Below are 19,707 nucleotides of genomic sequence, written 5' to 3' on the forward strand. Positions count from 1 at the left end.
TCGATTTAATTGCCAAGGGTTTCTTCCGAAGGAATGTCAGTGATGTAAACGACGCCTTCGGCACCTGGTACCAACAGCTTGTTGCCGACCGCCAACGGCGTCGCCGAAATCGGCTGGCCTAACTCGAACTTGCCCTTGAGCTCTCCGTTCGCCGGATCGATTGCAACCAACCAACCGTTTTGGCCGGCCACGACAATCGCATTACCGATCACGACGGGTTGCCCCACCGGTCGGCCTTCAGGTAAAGACACCTGGAATTTCTCGACGCCCTCAGCTGTGAAACCACGCAAGATTCGGTCTTCCGTTTCGATCAAGCACCAATTCTCGGCCGAGACGGGTCCCCAAGCAATGCGACCATCCAACAGAGTCTTGAATTTTTCGTTCAGGCTCGTCATATCAAATCCGACCAAAAAATCAGCAGCCGGTCCGGCGGTCGACGCGATGTAGGTTCCCCCAACGCCGGTTGCCGGACCCAGAAAAGTGTATTCAACATCCTTGGAAGACAATTCGCGAAGCTGTTCAGCGACACGGATCCGATAGATTTTCTTGCGACTGTCGGCCAACACGACTTGATCGGCGTCATCGGGAAGTCCAACCGGATAAGTCCAGTCGACGCTTGCCACAGGATCGCTTGCCGGTTGAAACGGAGTTGCCATCATCGCACCCGTTTGATAGTTCGCCAGCACCGCGCGGCCAGTATCGAGCGGCAGGAAGATTCCGCCGCCGGCAAACAAACCGCCTGACTTGGGTCGTCCCGCGGGCAGCTGCATCGCCACTTGACGCAGCTTTTCGGTTTCGCGACTGGGGTCGTAAACCAGAATCGACTGGCCACCGACTTGGTTGACCAACGCGATTCGATTCTTGTCGATCGGCATCGGATCCTCGAACCGAATTCCGATTGCATTCTTACCTGGATTTTCGATCGGTCCTTGCGTTGACCCGCTCGCCAACGTTTCACGATCGAGCGAGAACAAAGCCGCTTGGCTGGTCACGACGTGAAAACCATTTCCGTCTGGGATGGGCTTGATCATCGCAACCGGCACACCGACATCCGTCCGCCAAATTTCTTCCCCCGTTTTCGGATTCGCTGCGGTGACGCGGATTGCCGACGTACCACGCAGCACACGCGAGTGGACCAACGTATCGTCGCTGGAAAACGGTTCGCCGATGAACGTGTCCAACTCGTGAAGACTCCAATCGCGAACGACTCGGCCTGTGTTGATTTGCAGTTCATACCGTCCGACACGTGTTCCGGTAATCCACATTGCCGTTCGGCCGACCGCCATTTGCGTCGCAGTCGGTTCGTCATAAAACGCTGGCAACGTCGCCGCGATCGTAACTTGTTCGCGTTCTGCGGTGGGCTCAATATCCAAAACCGTGACTTCACCGCGGTCTGTCAACACGATCAAACGACGGCCTTGAATGATCGGCGTCACACGCACGTTGCCGGTCAATCGGAACGGAGGCTGAGCGACTCGCAGATTCTGCCCTGATTCGTCCACTCGTAAAACGTGCACGATCGCGTATTCCGAACCGGCGTTTTCGATCACGAACACGTGCCCCAGCAACGGGACCGGCGGGACCGCGATGGTTCCGTCGCGGTGACCGATGTAAAAACTTTCCAGGCAAGCGCCATCACGCGTGTTCATCACGTAAAGATTGCTGTGGTTGCCCGGAAGGTATCCGCGGTTGGCACGCACATCGATACCGGGGGCTGTTTCAAGTCCTTGTGGAATCTGGCTGACCCATTTCGCATCGCCCGAATCGGCATCCAAGGAAATCAGTCGGCCGGAGTCGGTAACAACGTAGACATCATCTTTGACAGAGATCGGCTGGCGAAAGGTTTCGTCGATCTGCGCACGCCATGAAACTCGACCATTCTCTGCGTCGCAACGAAACACTTCCAACAGCGACGAATCACTGAGCAGAACACCACTACCACTTTCGATTCGCACCGGGGGCAAGTCTTTGGCGTATCCGACGAACTTTCGCCAGCGAAGGCTTCCTTTCTCGCCATCGAACGCCAACACCGATCCGCCGGCACGCAGGTACAACGTTTCGCCTCGCAGATCCGGCGCCGCACGACCAGCCAACGATGTCAGCACCACCGAATTGATCAGGTCTCCGTCGGGAGCCTGCGTCACGGTTTCGGGAAGCTTCGACGACGGAGCAACCAGTGTCTGTTGGATATCACTGGCCGATCGAATCAATGTTACCAACCGCTCATCGTCTTGGAGCTCTGGGAAATCTCGCAACAACTCGACCCGCGTGTCATAGGCCGCTTTCGTTTCCTTCTTCGCCAGCGAGTCCTTCATCAAAGTCTCCGCTGCATCGAGTCGTCTATTGCGACTGATATCTCGCTTTACTCGCTCGCGTGCTTCTTCGACCGTCTTGATTTGGCCGGCCAAGGTGGCACGCATCGACGTCGGCATGTAAAGCGGGTTTTCCATCAACTCGCGATGCTCGTCCAACTTCGCCAACAAGCTCTCTTTCTCGCTCGTCTCTTTGGCCTTGCCAGCCGAACTGGCCATGTTGGCGGCGATGTCGACCAAAAGAGACGCGAGGTTGCCGCGTTCTTCGTTCATGCCTTCTTCTTCGGCAATGATAGGCAACTTTTCTTTTGCCAGATCCACCGCCTGCCACGGCTCCTGTTTAAATTGAGCCGCTTTATAGAGTTCAGTCATCGTGACGCGGGTTCGCGATAGCGACGAGTATTGATGTTCGTCGCCAAAGGAGTCCAAGAACCCCAGGTAAGCATCCTGGGCACCCTGATAGTTCTGCTGATCGTAGAGCTTGTTTGCGTTTCCGATAAACTCATCAGCGTTCTCGCGACTGAGAACAAACGTGATGCCGGCCCCCATCAACAACAGCAGCGCGATGATGCCCAAGTATCCATAGATTTTAAACGAATCCCAGACCGACTTCTGAGGGTCGGGTTTTCGCCGGCTCGAGCGTGGGCGGTCGGCGGTCGGTTCGACATCCGCGGAACCATTCGTTTGCAATCGGCCACTACCGCCGCCCACCGGAACGGCTTCAACAGCAACCGCTTCGACCGCCACCGGTTCAGCATCGAAATAACCGCCATCGGCTACTTCAACGACTTCCCCGAACTCCTCACCGACGACGCCCAATTCATCCACTGCGGTCAAATCCACTTCGGCAACTTCGTCCGATTCGTATTGCCCGCTGCGCAGTTCGCCGATCAGTTTGGACGCCTGAAAATGGGTCAACTGTCCATTATCGACCAGCAATTTCGCAACTGCTTCGGGCGTCACACGCGTGCCTCCCTGTTCCAGTTGTTCGCGGAGGGCCTCGATGATCTCTTGGTCGAGTAACCCGAGGCGTTCGAGTCGGTCGATCAAATCTTTAGCAAGCATGGATTGCGTAGGTGTTAGAAATTAAGCGTTAGGTATTAAGTAGCATCCGAACGTAGGCCGTCGGAACCGTCAGTCGAACTCTTCGACCTGAGTGACTTCCAATTCGGCATACCCGGCGATCGTGCCCGCGTCCATCGCGTCGACCAGCGCACGCAGCTTGGCCATCTCGTGAACCTTGATCACCAATCGCATGCCATCGTTGTTGTTGCCAGCAGCTTCTTTGAGCGTCGAGACCAAGTTTTGTTTCCCCGGTGTTTCGCGTTCCCATTCGGGCGCCATCACCAGGAACGATCCGTACTCGTCGACCTGAACCTCGACCATGTCCAAGTCCTCGGTTTCTTCGGGTTCCGAATTGGTACTCGGCGCGTCGGTTTGCTGACGAGGCATCTCGATCGATTTTTGCAGACTGAATGCCGCCGTCACCATGAAGAAGATCAATAGCAAGAAGGTCACGTCCACCATCGGTGTCATGTCCATCTCTTCTTCGGGACGCTTATTGCGTTGGAGAACTTGATCTTCTTCGTCGTCCTCGAGTCCCGAAATAGAAGGGATCATCGCCAAATTTTCTGACCGCGCCGCCGCTTCCTTGGAAGCCACCGAAACGAACGGCTCGGACACAATCGCCGCCGAATCGGCGCCGACCATCGGTGCGTCGTCCGCATCGACCGTGATCCCTGTATCCAAGGCATCATCAACGTGGCTCAAATCGTCTTGATCGGCATCGGGTTGGCCAAGCACGATTTCGGGTTCCGGCACATGCACCACCGTGTCGCAACTCGGACAGCGCACACGTCGCCCGGCCATCCGATCATTGACATGATGGCTGGCGTTGCACTGCGAACATACGACTTCGATTGGCATGGAGTGAAAAGGGTGCAGGAGTCAGCAGGAGGAATTAGGAAACAGCGATGGCCGCAGCAATCGGTTAGTTCTCTTTGACGGCGATGTAGGTCGAGTTGATGTCCTCGAACGCGTCACCGATGATTTTTTGAATCCGGGTCACTTGACCGACCTTGACGTTTGAATCGCCAAACAACATGACTTGCTGCTTACTCGCACCCAGCGATCGTTCGAGTTCGCCCGTGATGTACTCGATGATCTCGGAAGCCTGTGCGTCTTCGTCACGGCTCAATTCCGTGCCGTCCATTTTGGACAAGATCACGTCATCACCGGCGCCCGGGTTGATGAAGATGACTGCGGAATTTTTTGCCGCGATCGCCAAACCGTTCTCGGCTTCGGGAATGGTGCCGATTTTGGTCGGATCCATCGTCGAACAGACCACGAAAAAGATTAGCAACAAGAACGTGATGTCGATCATCGGCGTGATGTCCATCTCGTCATCGTCTCGCTTGCGGCGCGGCAACGCAAAATCGTCGTCCGCGTCGTCGATCAAATCGTCGGGTTCAGTACTCATCGCGTTCAGTGCTCATCGCGTCGTAGGGTTCATCGCGTTTCGGGATTCGGTTCGATGACGATACCGATCATCGCATCGGTGACTGAACGGCAACGGGTTCATTTGTTTGACCGGCAGAAGCACGCGGTGCGGGCGCCTTGTCCAAGCCTTCGCGAAACGCGGCCATGAAGCGAGCCAAACCGGCGCCGACAAGGTCTTCCATCTTGGCGATGCGAATGTTGACACTGGCCACCAAAATCATCAACGGAATCGCGATCGCCAAACCGCACGCGGTCGTACGCAGTGCGATGTTGATGTCGCTGGCCAACAAAGACGGCTCGACCGATTCCGCGGTCGCCAGCGTTTGGAAAGCGCCCATCATCCCGAACACGGTCCCAAACAATCCGATCATGGGTGCACTCTTGATCATGGTGCTAACCCATGACAAACGGTACTCCAGGTCGCTCATCACATCGCGTTGGAATCGGTCCATCACGTATTGGCGAGCCTTCTTGTATCCGAGTTCGCGATGGCTGCATGCCATTTCCGCGATCTGAGGAATGGCGCGAGTGTCTCCGTCGCAATATTCAATGACACCATCCAGATCGCCGGAGGTCAACATCCGCTCGATGTCGTCCATGAAGACGTCTTGCTCTTCTTCGGACTTGAATCGTTTTTGCCCCACACGGGTCCAAACAACAACGATGCAGTACAACCCCCAAAGCGCTGCCGCAGCAAGTGCGAAGTAGGTCGCGTTTGAGATGATCTCGAATAGAGAGAGTTCAGCGAGTAGCATCAGCGGTCAGGTCCTTCGGATGGATCAGTAAATTGGACGAATCGAATCGCAAACTGGCGAAACGGATCTACTTTTTAGGCTTACGGTAACGTTGGCTGGTGACTTCGAATTCGTAGCCACCACCCACAGATTTACTTTCGAAAACGGTCTTTGCAATCTCAGTCACCGACGGGTGTCCCTTCGATTTGGAATACTCCAACTCGACGAACGCCAGCTTATTCTCAAGCTCGGACGGAATGAACTTCAGCGGTGTCCGCCCCGACGTTTTCACGCCTGCCGAATTGAGCAGCGACAAGTCAAACTGCATCAATGGGCTGGGCGTTTTGAACATAAAGTAGAGACGCTTTTCCGACTCGGTGTCCACGATCAGACGCGCCTTCGGCTTGCTGGCCAAATTGTTAACAGCGTCCACACCTTGGATCGTCCCGCCAATCGCGCCAAGTTCGATTTGGTAGAAGTCTAATTGCTTTGCGTAAGAGGGTAAGTCACGTGCGGTGAAGTTCAATTGCCATCGTTCAAAACGTGGAATGATGTCTTCGCCTTCGCCCTCGGGCCCGGGCGGGCGACTGTCACCTGCACCGGTGCCGGACGTTGTCGCCGTCGCAGCGGTGTCGTTGGTCGTCAGCGCTGCGGCAACGCTGCTGACAGCATCAGTGACCGCCTCGATCGTGTCCTGAAGTGTTGGCTCCAACAGCTCCTCGACTTCTTCGGCCCCCGGCGGCTCGAAGTCTCGCTCGAAACCTTCGGCGTTATCGCCGCGGCCTGCCGGGTTCTCGATGATCGGTGCGATTGCGAGGGGCGCGAACGTCCAGCGACTGGTCAACCAAATCACAAAAAGCATGAACACGAACACGCCGATAAACAGCATCAATGCCATGAAAAACGACGTCACGACATCGAATCGACTGATCCGAAACTTCTCTCGCTCGGCCTCGCGAGAATCGTGATGTCCACGCGTTTCGGCGGATGTGCCGCCGTCCACTGCGGAACGATCGATTTGTTCGTCGACGCTACGATCGGGATTCTCCACCGAAGCCATGACAGCAACCTAAAAATGAAAAGACGGGACAAGGTGAACGAAAAGTGGAAGCTGGAATTACAGATCGTAATCCAAAAACACGTAAGTTGGGTCAGTGGATCGATACCAGTCGCGCCATTCGCGCTGGGCCTTGTCGATCTCGGCCTCCGACGGATCATCGGGCATACCGAAACCCTCGAACTTCCGACTGATGAAACGCAATCCGTCACGAGCAAATCGGCGAGTCGGCTTGTCGTTATCACTGAGCGCAAAGATCAGCGAGGGCGCAACGCGCAGTTCGTCGCTCTTACCCAGCAGCTTTGCCGCCACACGACGAGCCTGCCACGACCGACTGCCTCGTAACAGACGCTCGAGTCGGTCAATCTGGGCCCGCCGACCGGCCGGCGTCGGATCAAGCTCTAAATCATCCGGCAATGACTTACCTTCGGTGTCACCGGCCCCGTCGGATTCCAGAATCTTCAATAGGTCCGTCACCTGAGTCGCAATCGCCTTGCCTTTGATCTGGGTTCCATCGACACGAATATTGGTCGTGTCCTTGGGCAAGCCGTATCCGCCTTCGAGCGATCCGGCGCTGAGCGAAAAAATCGTCTTCTGGGTACTGCGAATCAGAAAAAGCAAGGCGAAGCAGGTGCTCTCGGGCGCTTGCGTATGGGACCGATCCTTCCAGCCGCCATCGGCGTCTTGAAACCCTTTTAGCTCGTCGACATAACGGTTGTACCAGTCGGGGCTGGAGTCTTTGGGAAGTCCACGAGCAATTTCAACGAAGCTTTCGTAGCGTTCCAGCGTGTAGAGAATGTAGTAATACCAATCCAGGCCGCTTCGCTTGTAGGGGTTTTTAGCGCGCCAGGATTCAAGATATCCGATGGAGCTAAAAATAGGCTCTTTGGATATTTTTGCTGTCTTGCGACGGTTTTGGTTGCTGTCTTCGACGAAAAGTTTGATCGCCTTTGGAAGCCCGGCAATCCCTGGGTCATTTTCGTCCGACGTTGTGTCGCCCCAAAGCCGAAGTGCATCCCCGAGAATGAGCGTGCTACTACCGCCGGCTAAGCCCATCGAAATACCAACTCGGTTAGTCTGAGCAATGTTTGGTTTTCCGGGACCGGGATCGACGCCATGGTACGGCCACGCTCCTTGGGTATCTTGGACCCGCAAGATCCACTGCAAGCAGGAAACCACCTTCTCGTAGTTCAACGGAATGCCATTTCGGTCGAGAGTCCACATCGCCAAACTGACATACTGCACCTGCGAGACGTCACCCATTTTGTCCCCTGGGTAACCAAAGCCACCGCCGGGCATCTGGCTGTCAAGCAACAACTTCTGGGCCAGCACCAATTCATCGCGATAACCGACGGGGTCAACCTCGGCGAACAACAAAACGCAAACCGCCAAGTCGTACATGCCCGTATGGTCGAGCCGGCCAGATTCCTGAGCTTTTCCTACGTACCTTTTCGCGGCGGCGATACCCTGCTTTACGATCGCCGCATCTGGATCGTGCCGACATTTGTGATGCGTGTAACCCATCAGCATCGGTGAACCGGCGTGAGACATCCCTTTCGTATCGAGGCCCTCCAGAAACTTGACGCCCTTGTTAATCATTTGCTGGACCACCGGATCTTCCGGCGTGTATGCAATTGCGTCCGACGCCAGTCCCAAGCAAAGGCTCACGCAGAGCGTCGCTGCAAGGACCTGCTGCCAACTTCGATTCGCGATTCGCTTCTCGGTTTTTGCAGTTGCAGACATCGAAATCATCTTGTTTTCGTGAAAAAAGTTCGCAATTTTGCCCGATGCCGACTCACGCTGGCAGAGATTGGCGTTTACGATTGATGAACGGAATATAGGCACAAAAATGAGGCGGTGAACCGAGGTCCACCTTGCCGAAGATCGTTCTTCGGTAAACCGATTGACGACGCCCAGCATCATACCCTACGATCCCCAACCGTCGGAATGTCCGACGCCCTTGTTGGTACGGTTCCTCCGGAATTATCCGCTAAACCGAATCGACGCAATGGTTAGGTAGCTCAGTTGGTAGAGCACGGCCCTGAAAAGGCCGGTGTCGGCGGTTCGAGCCCGCCCCTAACCACTTCTTTTCTGGGTCGCTTCTCTCGCGACGGTGCGGGGCAACTCGAGCCACCACCGCATTCTTCGCCCACTTGATGAACGACATCGAGACCACGTGGCGAATCGAAAACTGTTTTTTTCAGAAATTTCCTGCTGCGAGTGCCATCCGCACCGGCGTTGGTGTCGCCACCGACAACGCTAGGCTTTAGCTTGGGGGGGAGAATTTCACCAACGACCTGCTCTCTCGCAAGCCGAAAAAATGCCGAACGCAAGATTGCTGCTGCTGTTTGCCCTGATCGGGCTCTTATCCTTGACGACGACGTTTGCCCAAAGCGACCTGCCGACCCCGCCTGACCAACCGGTCGCCGAATCGGAATTGATCGCGCAACCGCAAGATACACCGGAAGTCGAAACGCCGAAATCGACGGATGCTTCGGTCAATGAATCGCCCGACACGTCCCCGGACACCTTGTCCCAGCGGATCGACCAAGCGTTCGGCAAGTACGTCGTTGGCACGGCCGCCGCCGTTATTTTCTATGACTTCGGCACCCAGCAGTGGCTCGGAACCAAAATCCCGTTCGTGGTGGTTTGGCTGTTTTTTGGCGCCATTTTCCTGACGCTAAGGATGGGATTTATCAACCTGAGGGCTTTCCGGCACGCCATCGACCTGACTCGCGGCGTTTACGACACACCGGGTGAACCGGGCGAGGTTTCTCACTTCCAGGCACTCGCCGCTGCCCTGTCCGCGACGGTCGGACTTGGCAACATTGCTGGCGTTGCGATCGCGATTGCGACGGGAGGCCCCGGCGCGACGCTCTGGATCATCATGATCGGACTGCTGGGCATGACGTCGAAATTCGCCGAATGCACGCTCGGCCAACTCTACCGAGTCACCGACGCCGACGGCCACGTCCTGGGTGGACCGATGCGGTACCTGCGAACGGGACTCGCCGACATCGGCTACGGACGACTGGGCAGCGTACTTGCCGTGGTATTCATGGTGCTTTGCATCGGCGCCAGCTTCGGAGGCGGCAACGCGTTCCAAATCGGCCAATCGCTCGAAGCGATTCGCGGCGACGTTCCGATCCTGCAAACCTATCCCGTCATCTACGGATTGATCATGGCGGTCGCCGTTGGCGTCGTCATCATGGGCGGCATCAAGAGCATCGGTGCGGTGGCGGGCAAAATCGTTCCGTTCATGTGCTTCGCTTACGTGATCGCCGCGCTGTACATTCTGGCCCGCAACTATGCGGCTGTCCCCGATGCGATCGTCACCATCGTGACCGAAGCGTTTACACCCAAAGCGGCTTACGGCGGCTTTTTAGGCGTGCTGGTCATCGGAATCAAACGCGCCGTATTCAGCAACGAAGCCGGCGTGGGATCTGCCGCGATCGCACACTCGGCCGCCAAGACCGACGAACCCGTCAGCGAAGGCATCGTTGCTTTGCTGGAACCGTTCATCGACACCGTCGTCGTTTGCACAATCACGGCCTTGGTGGTTGTGGTAACGGGCGCGTACAACGCACCCGAACTGGCCGGCGCCATCCAAGCCGACCAGGGCGCGAAGATCACACTTTACGCCTTCGCCAACGGCGGCCACTACTGGTTTCGTTATCTGCTTTACTTCGCCGTCGTGCTGTTCGCCTACTCGACTTGCATCAGCTGGTCGTACTACGGCGAACGATGCTGGGTCGAATTGTTCGGCGAGCGTTTCTCGATCTTCTACAAGATCTTGTTCCTAACGTTTACGGTACTCGGTTCGATCGTGACGCGAGGCAATATCCTCGACTTCAGCGACTTGATGATTTTGGGAATGAGTTTTCCGAATCTGCTGGGCGTATTCATGCTCAGCGGCGTCGTCAAGCGGCAACTCGATTCGTATTGGGCGAAGTACAAACGCGGCGAAGTTGCCCGGGCTGATTCGTTCAAGTCATGAGCCGTGCTTGCATCATCAATGTCGTTGGCTTAACGCCGCGATTACTGGAACACGCGCCGCGCATCCGATCGGTCGGCAACGCCCAGGCTTGGCGAAGCCCGTTGCCGGCGGTGACTTGCACGTCACAAGCCACGATGCTGACAGGGCTTCCGCCACGTGATCACGGGATCGTTGGCAACGGCTGGTATTACCGCGACACGCAAGAAATTCGGTTCTGGCAGCAATCCAATTCGTTGGTCCAGGGCCCCAAGTTTTACGACGGCATCGAAACGGCGAAGATGTTTTGGTGGTTCAACCAGTCGTCGGGGGTGAAGTACTCAGCCACGCCGAAACCGCACTATGGATGTGACGGATCGAAGGCGTTCGACATCTTGGATCACACCGGATGCGACCTAACGAAGAAGTTGGGGCCGTTTCCGTTTTTCTCGTTCTGGGGCCCCAATGCGGGGCTGCCCAGCAGCGACTGGATCGCCGACGCGACGGCGATTGTGATGCGTGAAAAACGCCCCGAATTGACGATGGCCTACCTGCCGCACCTGGACTACGACTTCCAACGCCTGACCGATCACGATCCGGCGCGCGTTGCCGAAGTCGACGCCGCGGCGGGCCGTATCATCGACGCGGCCAATGATATCGGCGCGACCGTGATTGTCGTATCGGAATACGGTCTCGTCCCAGTTAGCCGCCCGGTCGATATCAACCGAGTGCTTCGCCGTGCCGACTGGTTGGGCATTCGCAGCGGACCGTTCGGCGAGATGATGATTCCTGGTGAATCCGATGCGTTTGCGATCGCCGATCACCAGTTGGCACACGTCTACGTTCGCAATCGGGACATGATCGCTGACGTGCGAGATCGATTATTGGCAACGCCCGGGATTGCGCAAGTTGTTGCACCGGAGGCAATCGAACTCGACCATCCTCGCAGCGGCGAGCTGATCGCAATTGCCGATGCAGATGCTTGGTTCACGTACTATTACTGGCTCGACGATGATGCGGCGCCCGATTTTTCCCGCACCGTCGACATCCATCGCAAACCGGGCTATGACCCCTGCGAATTGTTCGCGACCAGCAAGGTCCGCGCGGTCGCTCGCGTGGCTCAAAAGAAACTAGGCTTCCGCTACAAGATGGATGTCATTCCGCTTGACGCGACGCTGGTTCGCGGCAGCCACGGGGCGCACCCGTCTAGCCCACAAGATGGCCCGGTTATCATCGGGACTGGTGCCTTACCCACGGATATGCGAAAATTTCTCGGTTATGTCCGTCAATTGTTTTGACCGGAACGTCACTTAAATCTCGGTCTAGAAGGATTTGTTGCGATGGGTATGTTGAAAGAGTTTCGTGAGTTCGCGATGCGAGGTAGCGTCGTCGACTTGGCCGTTGGTGTGGTGATCGGTGCCGCGTTCGGCAAGATCGTTTCTTCGTTTGTTTCCAACATCGTGATGCCGCCGCTGAATTTGTTGACCGCCAAGTACGGCGTCAACTTCAGCGAAATGGCGTACACGGTCAAAACCGAATCGCCGAAACTGCTGCCCGATGGGACCGTCGAAAAAGCGGCTGATGGATCGCCAATCATGGCAATGCAAGATTACCCGATCCTGAATTATGGACCGTTCATCCAAACGATTGTCGACTTCCTGCTGGTCGCCGCCGCGATCTTCATGGCCGTCAAAGTCATGAACAGCGTCAAAGCACGCTATGAGAAAGAGAAAGCGGAAGAGGTCAAAGAACCGACGGAAGACGTCTTGCTGTTGCGTGAAATCCGCGACTCACTTAAGCGATCGTCCTAGACCACCGCTTCAGCGGTTGGGAAGTATTCGCGAACGACGCCGAAGAATTCTTCGGCGGATGAGACCTTGGCAACGTGCGTTCGAAAGAATCGGGCGCCACGCTTGCCCTGGGCATAACAGCACGCATATTTACGCATCAGCACCGTGCCCTTTTCTTCGCCAAATCGGTCAACCACCAATTGATAGTGGTCCAGCATCACGTCGCGCTGCTGGTCGATGGTCGGTTCCGGCGGAATCGGTTCGCCTCGAAGTGCCGCAGCTGCCTGGGCAAACAGCCACGGTCGCCCCAGACACGCGCGTGCGATCATCACGCCGTCGACGTTGTAGTTTTTGAATGCCGCGACCACCTTTTCAGCCGAATCCAAGTCACCATTTCCGATCAACGGGATGTTGCGCAGGTGTGACTTGATTTCGCTAATGCGATCCCAATCCGCCACGCCGGTGAACATGTCGGCCGCGGTGCGACCGTGAACCGTCAAGGCTGCGGCGCCGGCTTCCTCGACCACCATCGCAATTTCGTTGCAGTTGATGTTCGTGCGACTGCATCCCAATCGAATCTTGGCCGTCACCGGCGTCGGGGCACAGGCTTTGACCAATTGGCTGATGATGGCCGACATTCGATTGGGCTCGCGCAGTAAGTAGCTGCCGCTGTGCGCCTTTTCGGTCACTTGGCGAACCGGGCAACCAAAATTGATGTCGACGACACTGACTTGATATTCCTCGACCAAACGACGCCCGACTTTGGCCATCGTCTCGGGGTCGTTGTCCCAGATCTGGACGGCCAAGGGACGCGGTTCGTCGGCAACGCCCCACAGGCGATCAGGATGCTCGGCATCATTTTCGTCCAGCCAGACAAAACCACGGGCATTCACCATCTCGGTCGCCAACAACCCGGCACCGCCGAATTGGCGGACGATGTGGCGAAAAGCGGCGTTGGTGAACCCGGCCATCGGCGCCTGCAGAATCGGCGGGTCGACGACGAGGTCACCGATGCGAAGCGGCGGATGCGGAAAATTAGGCATGGAACAGAATGCTTTTGGCTGGTTTCAGGTCGGCAAGACCGTTGATTGTGTCTGCTAAACCACGTTCTGCCAACTCGCTTTTCTCAGCAGCAGCTTTTGCCGTCCTTTCGCCAAGCACTCGTTACCAGGCTTTCGACCAACTCGCGATCACGGAATAGTCGGTTTCTAGCTGAATACCGTCCAAGTCTTGGGCGATGGTGGGCACGAATTCGACATTGAAATAGTGCCCCGCCGCCATGACCTGCGTTCCCAGACCGAGGTTGTACCAATAGCCACCGCGGAAACTTTCGACGTTCGTCGAGATCAGCAGATCGGGCGTCGCCGCATCAGCGCCCGAGTATGCCGTTCGCCACAAGTGCTCGCCACGAAGGGAGACCGACCAGTTTTCGGTCAGCAGCACGCTGGTCCACGAATTGAACCGGAATTCATCGCTGACGCTGTACCCACGATAGTTGCGACCGATCGGCAAGTCGGTCTGGAATTGCATCCCACCGCTCCACCAATCGCGATAGTATTTCCAGGTCATGCCGGGTCTTGCGTTGAACGTTCCGCTGCCCAGTCGCATCGGGTACGGCAGCGGTTGAGACACCAATCCATCGGTCGGCGCGGTCGATTCGCGATAGATGTCACCGGTCGGGATCGAACAACCAAGGTTGAAGATAAAGTCTTGAGTTTCGGTGCTGTACAGACGCAGCAATGCACCCATTGAAGTGTCGCCAAAGCCGCTATTGTGCGTCGTGAAATCGCCGCCCCGTCCGGCCGGGTTTCCGTCGCCGCGGATATGGTCCATCGTCAAGCTTGGCAGCATCGCCATCGTGTACAGCGTCACGTCATCGGTCAGGCCGTACATAACATGAGCCATGTGCATTTCCATGGTCATTTGCGTCGGCGTGGCACCCGCGTTGGTCTGGATGCCGTTGACCACAATACCCGGCGGCGGCCCCACGGGCCCAAGGGCGGCTTGGTCGCTGATGGAGTTCTCGCCGATGCGATTATCCTCCATGGACATCACCATGTACCTGTACTCGACCATCCACTCACCCTTGCTATGCAAGTGGTCACCGACAATGCCGACGGGCGCGTGCTTGTCCGCCAAACTTTTGCGATTGGGGTGGTCGGCGGTGGCAGAGATACCAAAAAACAATAGGCATGCTGTAGAAACAGCAGATCTTAGACGCATCGTTCACGCTCATCCTTGAGTCATGGAAGTACGCTCAAAGTATCGAGCAGATCGGAGGACGCGGCATGGTCAAAATGAATTCATCGACTCAACCGTTACCGTCGTCAGATCCGGACCAAGCGTCGAACTTGGCCGGCGGACTGAGTAACATTTACGAAAAGTCGCCTACGAAAAGTCGCTCAGCTCCAGCCACTTTTCTTCGCACTCGGCCAGTTCGGCGTTCAGCTTTTCGATTTCCTCGTGCTGCTTCATCGCTTTATCGGGGTTGGTTTCGGTCAGCATTTTGGCCGACAGTTCTTTCTTCTCGTCGTCCAGTTTGGCGATCTTTTTCTCGAGGTTTTTCAGTTCTTTTTCCGCCTTGCGGCCGTCCTTGCCCCGTTCGCGGTGAACCTCGCCCTTTGCCTTCGCTGGTGTAGCTGCGGCGGCGGTGGTGACCTTGCCTCGCTGCCGCTCGCCCTCGTCGATTTCTTCCTCGACGGACAACAAGTAGCTGTCGTAGTCGCCGAAGTAGGTTTTCGCGGTTCCGTCACGAACTTCGATGACTCGCGTTGCCACACGGCGAACAAAGTGCCGGTCGTGGCTGGTGAAGATGACCGTGCCTTTGTAAAGGTCCATCGCCTCGGCGAGAGCTTCGACCGTTTCAACGTCCAGGTGGTTCCCCGGTTCGTCCAAGACCAAGACGTTGGCCGTCCCCAGCAACAGTCCGGCCATGCAAAGACGGGCCCGTTCGCCCCCCGACAACACTTTGACTTTCTTGTTGATGTGTTCGTCACGGAACAACAGCGCGCCGGCCATCGCCAACAACTCTTGCCGAGTCGTTCCGGCCATGCTGTTGTATTCCAGGTTCTCGATCACCGTTTGTCGTTCATCCAGCGACGTGTAAACGTGCTGGGCATACGTTCCGATCTCGACGCCGTAGCCCCACTTCATCACCCCGTCGACGGGATCAAGCGAGTGAACGACCGTCCGCAGTAGCGTTGTTTTGCCCTGGCCGTTGTCGCCCACGATCGCGACCCGCTGGCCGTGTTCGAGTTCGAAGTTGATATTGTCTGCGATCGTGACCGCGTCGCCTTCCTTGCTGGCGGGATATCCGATGGCAAGGCTTTCGCAACGCAGCACCGTGCCGCTGCGCGGCTCGACACGTGGCGGACGGATGTAGACAGTGGGCTCGTCCACTTCGATCTCCGTCGTCTGCAGCTTCTCAAGCTGTTTGGCCTTGCTGCGCGCCTGGCTAGCCGTTGCCGCGCTGGCGCGGTTCTTTTCGATGAACCGTTGCAGTTGCTTTTGCTTGGCGGCCACGGTCGAATTGACGCGTCGGTCGTGCTCGCGACGCTCCTCGCGGTATTCAAGGAATCCGTCGATTTTGCCCGGGTACATCGTCAACTTGCCGCGTGACAGCTCGAGCGTTTGGCTGCACGTCGCTTTCAAGAATGCCCGATCGTGGCTGACGATCAAAGCGGCTTTGTTGAAGTCACGCAAAAAGTGCTCCAACAGAATCTGTGTCCGCAAATCCAAGAAGTTGGTCGGTTCGTCCAACATCAACAGGTTGGGATCGTGCAACAGCAGCGCCGCCAATTTGACTCGGGTCTGCCAACCGCCGGAAAGCTCTTTGACCGGGCCTTCCAGATAAGCACCTTTCAATTCGAATTGGCCGGCGACTTCACCGCAGCGCCAATCGGGCTCGCCGCTGTCACGCATCAAGAAATCGAGGGCAGACTCACCCGGATTGAATGGGTCATGTTGTCGCAGGTAACCGATCCGCAGCGTCGGATGATGGATGACCTCGCCCTTTTCGAGCTCTTCGTTGCCCAGCAATGCCCTTAGCAGCGTGGACTTTCCGGCGCCGTTTCGGCCAATGAACCCGACTTTCACGTCATCCGTCAAAGCAAGCTCGGCACCGTCCAACAAAACTTGGTCGCCGTATCGTTTGTGAGCGTCACGAACTTGGATCAAAACTGCCATGGATTCAAAAACATCGAGAAAGGGTATACCGAGAACGGGTATCGGGCGTTCGCCCAAGAGAATCTGTCGCCATAAGATGATCGGCTAAGGAAAGTTTACAACCGGCCCAACAATATGGAACATTGCCGACGAAAAACAGACTTTCCCGACCTTGATCGACTGGTCAGGAAGCGGGGTCTGTTGGTACTCTACGGTTCACGAGTTCTCTACATTGCGACTGATCGCGCCAGACGTCACCGTTTGTTCAACGGAACCGCCGTGGCGATAGCCGCCGACCGCATTCGACCGGCCACGTGCCGTTGCCATGAATAGCTTCAGCTTGGATTACATCGATGATTTGTACGTCAAGTACGTTCACGATCCCTCGAGCGTATCCGAAACTTGGCGTCAGTACTTTGAACAGTTCCTGGTCGTTGGCGGCACGTCGTCGAAACCGGCCTCGTCAAAGGACGGCTCAGTAGCCGCGGCCCCAACAAGCGGTGCCAACGGCAAGGCGGGCTCATCCGCCGACGCACTGCCGCCATCAGCGATGCGAAATGCCGAGGAAGCCATCTGGCTGTCTCGCATCCAGGATCGTGTCAACAATCTGGTTCGCGAATACCGCGTCCGCGGTCACTTGACCGCCGATCTGGATCCGCTGGGCTTCGAACGCCCCGATCGGCCAAACCTCAGTCCCGAAGTTTACGGGCTGTCGGACGAAGATCTGAATCTACCGTTCGATTCGATGGCCATCGAAAATGCTGGCGGAACCATCAAATCGATCCTGAAACGACTTCAAAATACGTATTGTCGTTCGATCGGTGCCCAGTTCATGCACATCAACCGTCGCAATATCCGCGATTGGTTGCAGCGGCGGATGGAAACGACCGAAAACCGGTTGGAACTGTCGCACGAAGTACAACGCCGCATCTATGTGCGTCTGGCCGACGCGGCGATCTTTGAAGAATTCGTTCGCCGGAAATTCGTCGGGGCGAAAACGTTCTCGCTCGAAGGTGCCGAGAGTCTGATTCCGTTATTGGACCTGGCGCTCGAAAAGGCGGGCCAGCACAACGTGAAAGAAGTCGTCATGGGCATGGCCCACCGCGGCCGCTTGAACGTGATGGCGAACATCCTGAAGAAACGAGCGACCAACATTTTTTGGTCGTTCGACGATCCGACGCCCGAAATGAACCGCGGCGGCGGCGACGTTCGCTATCACCTCGGTTACAGCAGCGATTGGAAAACCGCCTCGGGCGACAACATCCACATTTCGTTGTGCTTCAACCCCAGCCACCTGGAATTCGTCAACACGGTCGCGCAAGGACGAACGCGTTGCAAGCAGGACCGCAGCGGCGACGTCGACCGCAAAGAAGTGATGACCATTTTGATCCACGGTGACGCCGCGTTTGCCGGCGAAGGCGTGGTGCAAGAAACGTTGAACCTAAGCGAACTGCCCGGATATCGCACCAACGGAACGCTGCACGTCGTTATCAACAACCAAGTCGGATTCACGACCGAACCGTGTGACGGACGCAGCACGACCTACGCGACCGATATCGCAAAGATGCTGCAGATCCCGATCTTCCACGTCAACGGCGAAGACCCCGAAGCCGTTGCGCAAGTCGTCTCGTTGGCGATGGATTTCCGCAAAGAATTCCACCGCGACGTCGTCATCGACTTGTACGCGTTCCGTCGCTGGGGACACAACGAAGGTGACGAACCCCGCTTCACCCAACCACGGATGTATGCCGAGATCGACGCGCGGGCAACGGTTCGAGAACAGTACCTAGGGCAACTGCTCAAGCTGGGAAAAATCACATCGGCCGAAGCCGAAGAGATTCAAAAAGAACGTACCGAGAAACTGGAATCGGAATTCGAAGCCACCAAGAACGAAACTTTCGTTCCCGATACTCAAACGCTGGCGGCGAACTGGTCTCAGTACTTCGGCGGCGACGAACCGTCCGAACCGACCGACACGACAATGCCGATCGAGACGCTGTCGCACTTGTTGGACAAAGTCACGAGATTACCGGCAGGCTTCTCAGCGAACAAAAAGCTAAAGCGTCCGATGGCGCAGAAACGCGAGATGGCTACAGGAGCTCTACCGCTCGATTGGTCCAGCGCCGAAGCACTCGCGTTTGCTACCCTGCTGACCAGCGGTCACCCGATCCGAATGACAGGGCAAGATTGCCAGCGTGGCACGTTTAGCCAGCGTCATGCAGTTTTGCACGATACGCGAGACGGTTCGACGTACACGCCGTTGAAACACTTGTCGCCCGACCAGGCGCCGCTGGAACTTTACAACAGCCCGCTTAGCGAAGCCGGAGTGCTGGGGTTCGAGTACGGCTATTCGCTAGACAACCCCGATGGGCTAACGATTTGGGAAGCCCAGTTCGGCGACTTTTGGAACTGCGCCCAAGTCATCGTCGACCAGTTCATCGCGTCGGCGGAAGACAAATGGAACCGGCTCAGCGGTTTGGTGATGATGTTGCCGCACGGATTCGAAGGCCAAGGCCCCGAACACTGCAGCGCCCGGCCAGAACGCTTTCTTGCCATGGCGGCCGAAGACAACATCCAAGTTTGCCAACCCACCACACCGGCCCAGTACTACCACCTGCTGCGCCGACAAGTGATTCGCAAGTGGCGAAAACCGCTGGTCGTGTTGACGCCGAAGAGCCTGCTGCGTCATCCGCGATGCGTCAGTCCGTTGAAGGTCTTGGCGGACGGCAGCTTCAAGAAGATCCTTCGCGATCGAAAGGTTTCGTTAGCCGACGCCCGTCGTCTGCTGGTGTGTACCGGCAAGGTTTACTTCGATCTGCTCGAAGCACGCGAGGCGCGGGGCATCGACGATGTTGCCATCATGCGGATCGAGCAACTGTATCCACTCAGCTCGGAAGAATTGATCGCGGCGTTCGAAGGCTACCCTAAAGGCAGCGAAGTATTCTGGGTCCAAGACGAACCGACCAACATGGGTGCATGGCCGTACTTGAAGTTGAACTTCGGCGATGACCTGCATGACATTTACCCGCTGCGAAGGGTCAGCCGAGTCGAATCGGCCAGTCCCAGCACCGGCAGCATGGCAGCTCACAAGTTGGAACAAGCCGACCTGATCAACGAAGCCTTCGCCGGCCTGTAAACAGGCAACAACCCGGCAACCCTACGTGGACCCGCGACGCCG

Annotated in this window: 13 protein-coding genes and 1 tRNA gene; 5 read left to right on the forward strand and 9 right to left on the reverse strand. The window is 56.7% G+C overall.

The genetic code is table 11. The annotated features are described in order from the left end of the window. Positions 1 to 5: 5 nt before the first annotated feature. The 6 genes from Poly51_RS20645 to Poly51_RS20670 form a co-directional block, all read right to left on the reverse strand. Positions 6 to 3,377, reverse strand: coding sequence for an outer membrane protein assembly factor BamB family protein (locus Poly51_RS20645; RefSeq protein ID WP_146459666.1), 3,372 nt, complete (start codon positions 3,375 to 3,377; stop codon positions 6 to 8). 69 nt (positions 3,378 to 3,446) lie between these two features. Beyond that, a complete protein-coding gene (locus tag Poly51_RS20650) occupies positions 3,447 to 4,238 on the reverse strand; it encodes a biopolymer transporter ExbD (RefSeq protein WP_146459667.1) in 792 nt (263 codons plus the stop codon). A 64-nt stretch (positions 4,239 to 4,302) separates the two neighbouring features. Continuing rightward, positions 4,303 to 4,791 (reverse strand): ExbD/TolR family protein, encoded by a 489-nt coding sequence (locus Poly51_RS20655; protein ID WP_146459668.1) that lies wholly within the window; start codon positions 4,789 to 4,791, stop codon positions 4,303 to 4,305. Positions 4,792 to 4,858: 67 nt separating this feature from the next. Then, positions 4,859 to 5,566 (reverse strand): MotA/TolQ/ExbB proton channel family protein, encoded by a 708-nt coding sequence (locus Poly51_RS20660; protein WP_146459669.1) that lies wholly within the window; start codon positions 5,564 to 5,566, stop codon positions 4,859 to 4,861. A gap of 67 nt (positions 5,567 to 5,633) precedes the next feature. After that, the gene (locus Poly51_RS20665; RefSeq protein ID WP_246114647.1) at positions 5,634 to 6,605 is read right to left on the reverse strand and encodes a hypothetical protein; all 972 of its coding nucleotides are present in this window, start codon (positions 6,603 to 6,605) and stop codon (positions 5,634 to 5,636) included. 57 nt (positions 6,606 to 6,662) lie between these two features. Further along, positions 6,663 to 8,345 carry a hypothetical protein gene (locus Poly51_RS20670; RefSeq protein WP_246114648.1) on the reverse strand — a complete coding sequence of 561 codons (1,683 nt, stop codon included), beginning with the start codon at positions 8,343 to 8,345 and terminating at the stop codon, positions 6,663 to 6,665. Positions 8,346 to 8,612: 267 nt separating this feature from the next. Between Poly51_RS20670 and Poly51_RS20675 the strand changes: the two genes are divergently transcribed. From Poly51_RS20675 to mscL, 4 genes are all read left to right on the forward strand, one after another. Next, positions 8,613 to 8,685 (forward strand) — tRNA-Phe (locus tag Poly51_RS20675). 237 nt (positions 8,686 to 8,922) lie between these two features. Next, positions 8,923 to 10,599: an alanine/glycine:cation symporter family protein gene (locus tag Poly51_RS20680; RefSeq protein ID WP_246114649.1), complete on the forward strand. Its 1,677-nt coding sequence runs from the start codon at positions 8,923 to 8,925 to the stop codon at positions 10,597 to 10,599. After that, the gene (locus tag Poly51_RS20685) at positions 10,596 to 11,873 is read left to right on the forward strand and encodes a nucleotide pyrophosphatase/phosphodiesterase family protein (RefSeq protein WP_146459670.1); all 1,278 of its coding nucleotides are present in this window, start codon (positions 10,596 to 10,598) and stop codon (positions 11,871 to 11,873) included. The genes Poly51_RS20680 and Poly51_RS20685 overlap by 4 nt, the downstream gene beginning before the upstream one ends. 42 nt (positions 11,874 to 11,915) lie before the next feature. Next, complete coding sequence (gene mscL, locus Poly51_RS20690) at positions 11,916 to 12,386, forward strand: large-conductance mechanosensitive channel protein MscL (RefSeq protein WP_146459671.1); 471 nt, start codon at positions 11,916 to 11,918, stop codon at positions 12,384 to 12,386. Here the strand turns inward: mscL and dusB are convergent. The 3 genes from dusB to Poly51_RS20705 all read right to left on the reverse strand — a co-directional run bounded on the left by dusB (position 12,383) and on the right by Poly51_RS20705 (position 16,550). Continuing rightward, complete coding sequence (dusB, locus tag Poly51_RS20695) at positions 12,383 to 13,408, reverse strand: tRNA dihydrouridine synthase DusB (protein WP_146459672.1); 1,026 nt, start codon at positions 13,406 to 13,408, stop codon at positions 12,383 to 12,385. The two genes, mscL and dusB, sit on opposite strands and share 4 nt — an antisense overlap. Before the next feature lie 121 nt (positions 13,409 to 13,529). Further along, positions 13,530 to 14,588 (reverse strand): transporter, encoded by a 1,059-nt coding sequence (locus Poly51_RS20700; RefSeq protein ID WP_146459673.1) that lies wholly within the window; start codon positions 14,586 to 14,588, stop codon positions 13,530 to 13,532. A 165-nt stretch (positions 14,589 to 14,753) separates the two neighbouring features. Continuing rightward, entirely contained in the window at positions 14,754 to 16,550 is a 1,797-nt protein-coding gene (locus tag Poly51_RS20705) for an ABC-F family ATP-binding cassette domain-containing protein (RefSeq protein WP_146459674.1), read from the reverse strand. Between the two features lie 304 nt (positions 16,551 to 16,854). On the opposite strand from Poly51_RS20705, the gene Poly51_RS20710 reads away from it, so the two are divergent. Beyond that, positions 16,855 to 19,665: a 2-oxoglutarate dehydrogenase E1 component gene (locus Poly51_RS20710; RefSeq protein ID WP_146459675.1), complete on the forward strand. Its 2,811-nt coding sequence runs from the start codon at positions 16,855 to 16,857 to the stop codon at positions 19,663 to 19,665. The last annotated feature ends 42 nt before the right edge of the window (positions 19,666 to 19,707 follow it).

Origin of the sequence: Rubripirellula tenax (assembly GCF_007860125.1) — a bacterium.
GTDB lineage: Bacteria > Planctomycetota > Planctomycetia > Pirellulales > Pirellulaceae > Rubripirellula > Rubripirellula tenax.

Bases quoted from the DNA above. Each gene is read 5' to 3' on its own strand.
- Poly51_RS20645 (WP_146459666.1), bottom strand. From the start codon at position 3,377: ATGCTTGCTAAAGATTTGATCGACCGACTCGAACGCCTCGGGTTACTC.
- Poly51_RS20650 (WP_146459667.1), bottom strand. From the start codon at position 4,238: ATGCCAATCGAAGTCGTATGTTCGCAGTGCAACGCCAGCCATCATGTC.
- Poly51_RS20655 (WP_146459668.1), bottom strand. From the start codon at position 4,791: ATGAGTACTGAACCCGACGATTTGATCGACGACGCGGACGACGATTTT.
- Poly51_RS20660 (WP_146459669.1), bottom strand. From the start codon at position 5,566: ATGCTACTCGCTGAACTCTCTCTATTCGAGATCATCTCAAACGCGACC.
- Poly51_RS20665 (WP_246114647.1), bottom strand. From the start codon at position 6,605: ATGGCTTCGGTGGAGAATCCCGATCGTAGCGTCGACGAACAAATCGAT.
- Poly51_RS20670 (WP_246114648.1), bottom strand. From the start codon at position 8,345: ATGTCTGCAACTGCAAAAACCGAGAAGCGAATCGCGAATCGAAGTTGG.
- Poly51_RS20680 (WP_246114649.1), top strand. From the start codon at position 8,923: ATGCCGAACGCAAGATTGCTGCTGCTGTTTGCCCTGATCGGGCTCTTA.
- Poly51_RS20685 (WP_146459670.1), top strand. From the start codon at position 10,596: ATGAGCCGTGCTTGCATCATCAATGTCGTTGGCTTAACGCCGCGATTA.
- mscL (WP_146459671.1), top strand. From the start codon at position 11,916: ATGGGTATGTTGAAAGAGTTTCGTGAGTTCGCGATGCGAGGTAGCGTC.
- dusB (WP_146459672.1), bottom strand. From the start codon at position 13,408: ATGCCTAATTTTCCGCATCCGCCGCTTCGCATCGGTGACCTCGTCGTC.
- Poly51_RS20700 (WP_146459673.1), bottom strand. From the start codon at position 14,588: ATGCGTCTAAGATCTGCTGTTTCTACAGCATGCCTATTGTTTTTTGGT.
- Poly51_RS20705 (WP_146459674.1), bottom strand. From the start codon at position 16,550: ATGGCAGTTTTGATCCAAGTTCGTGACGCTCACAAACGATACGGCGAC.
- Poly51_RS20710 (WP_146459675.1), top strand. From the start codon at position 16,855: ATGAATAGCTTCAGCTTGGATTACATCGATGATTTGTACGTCAAGTAC.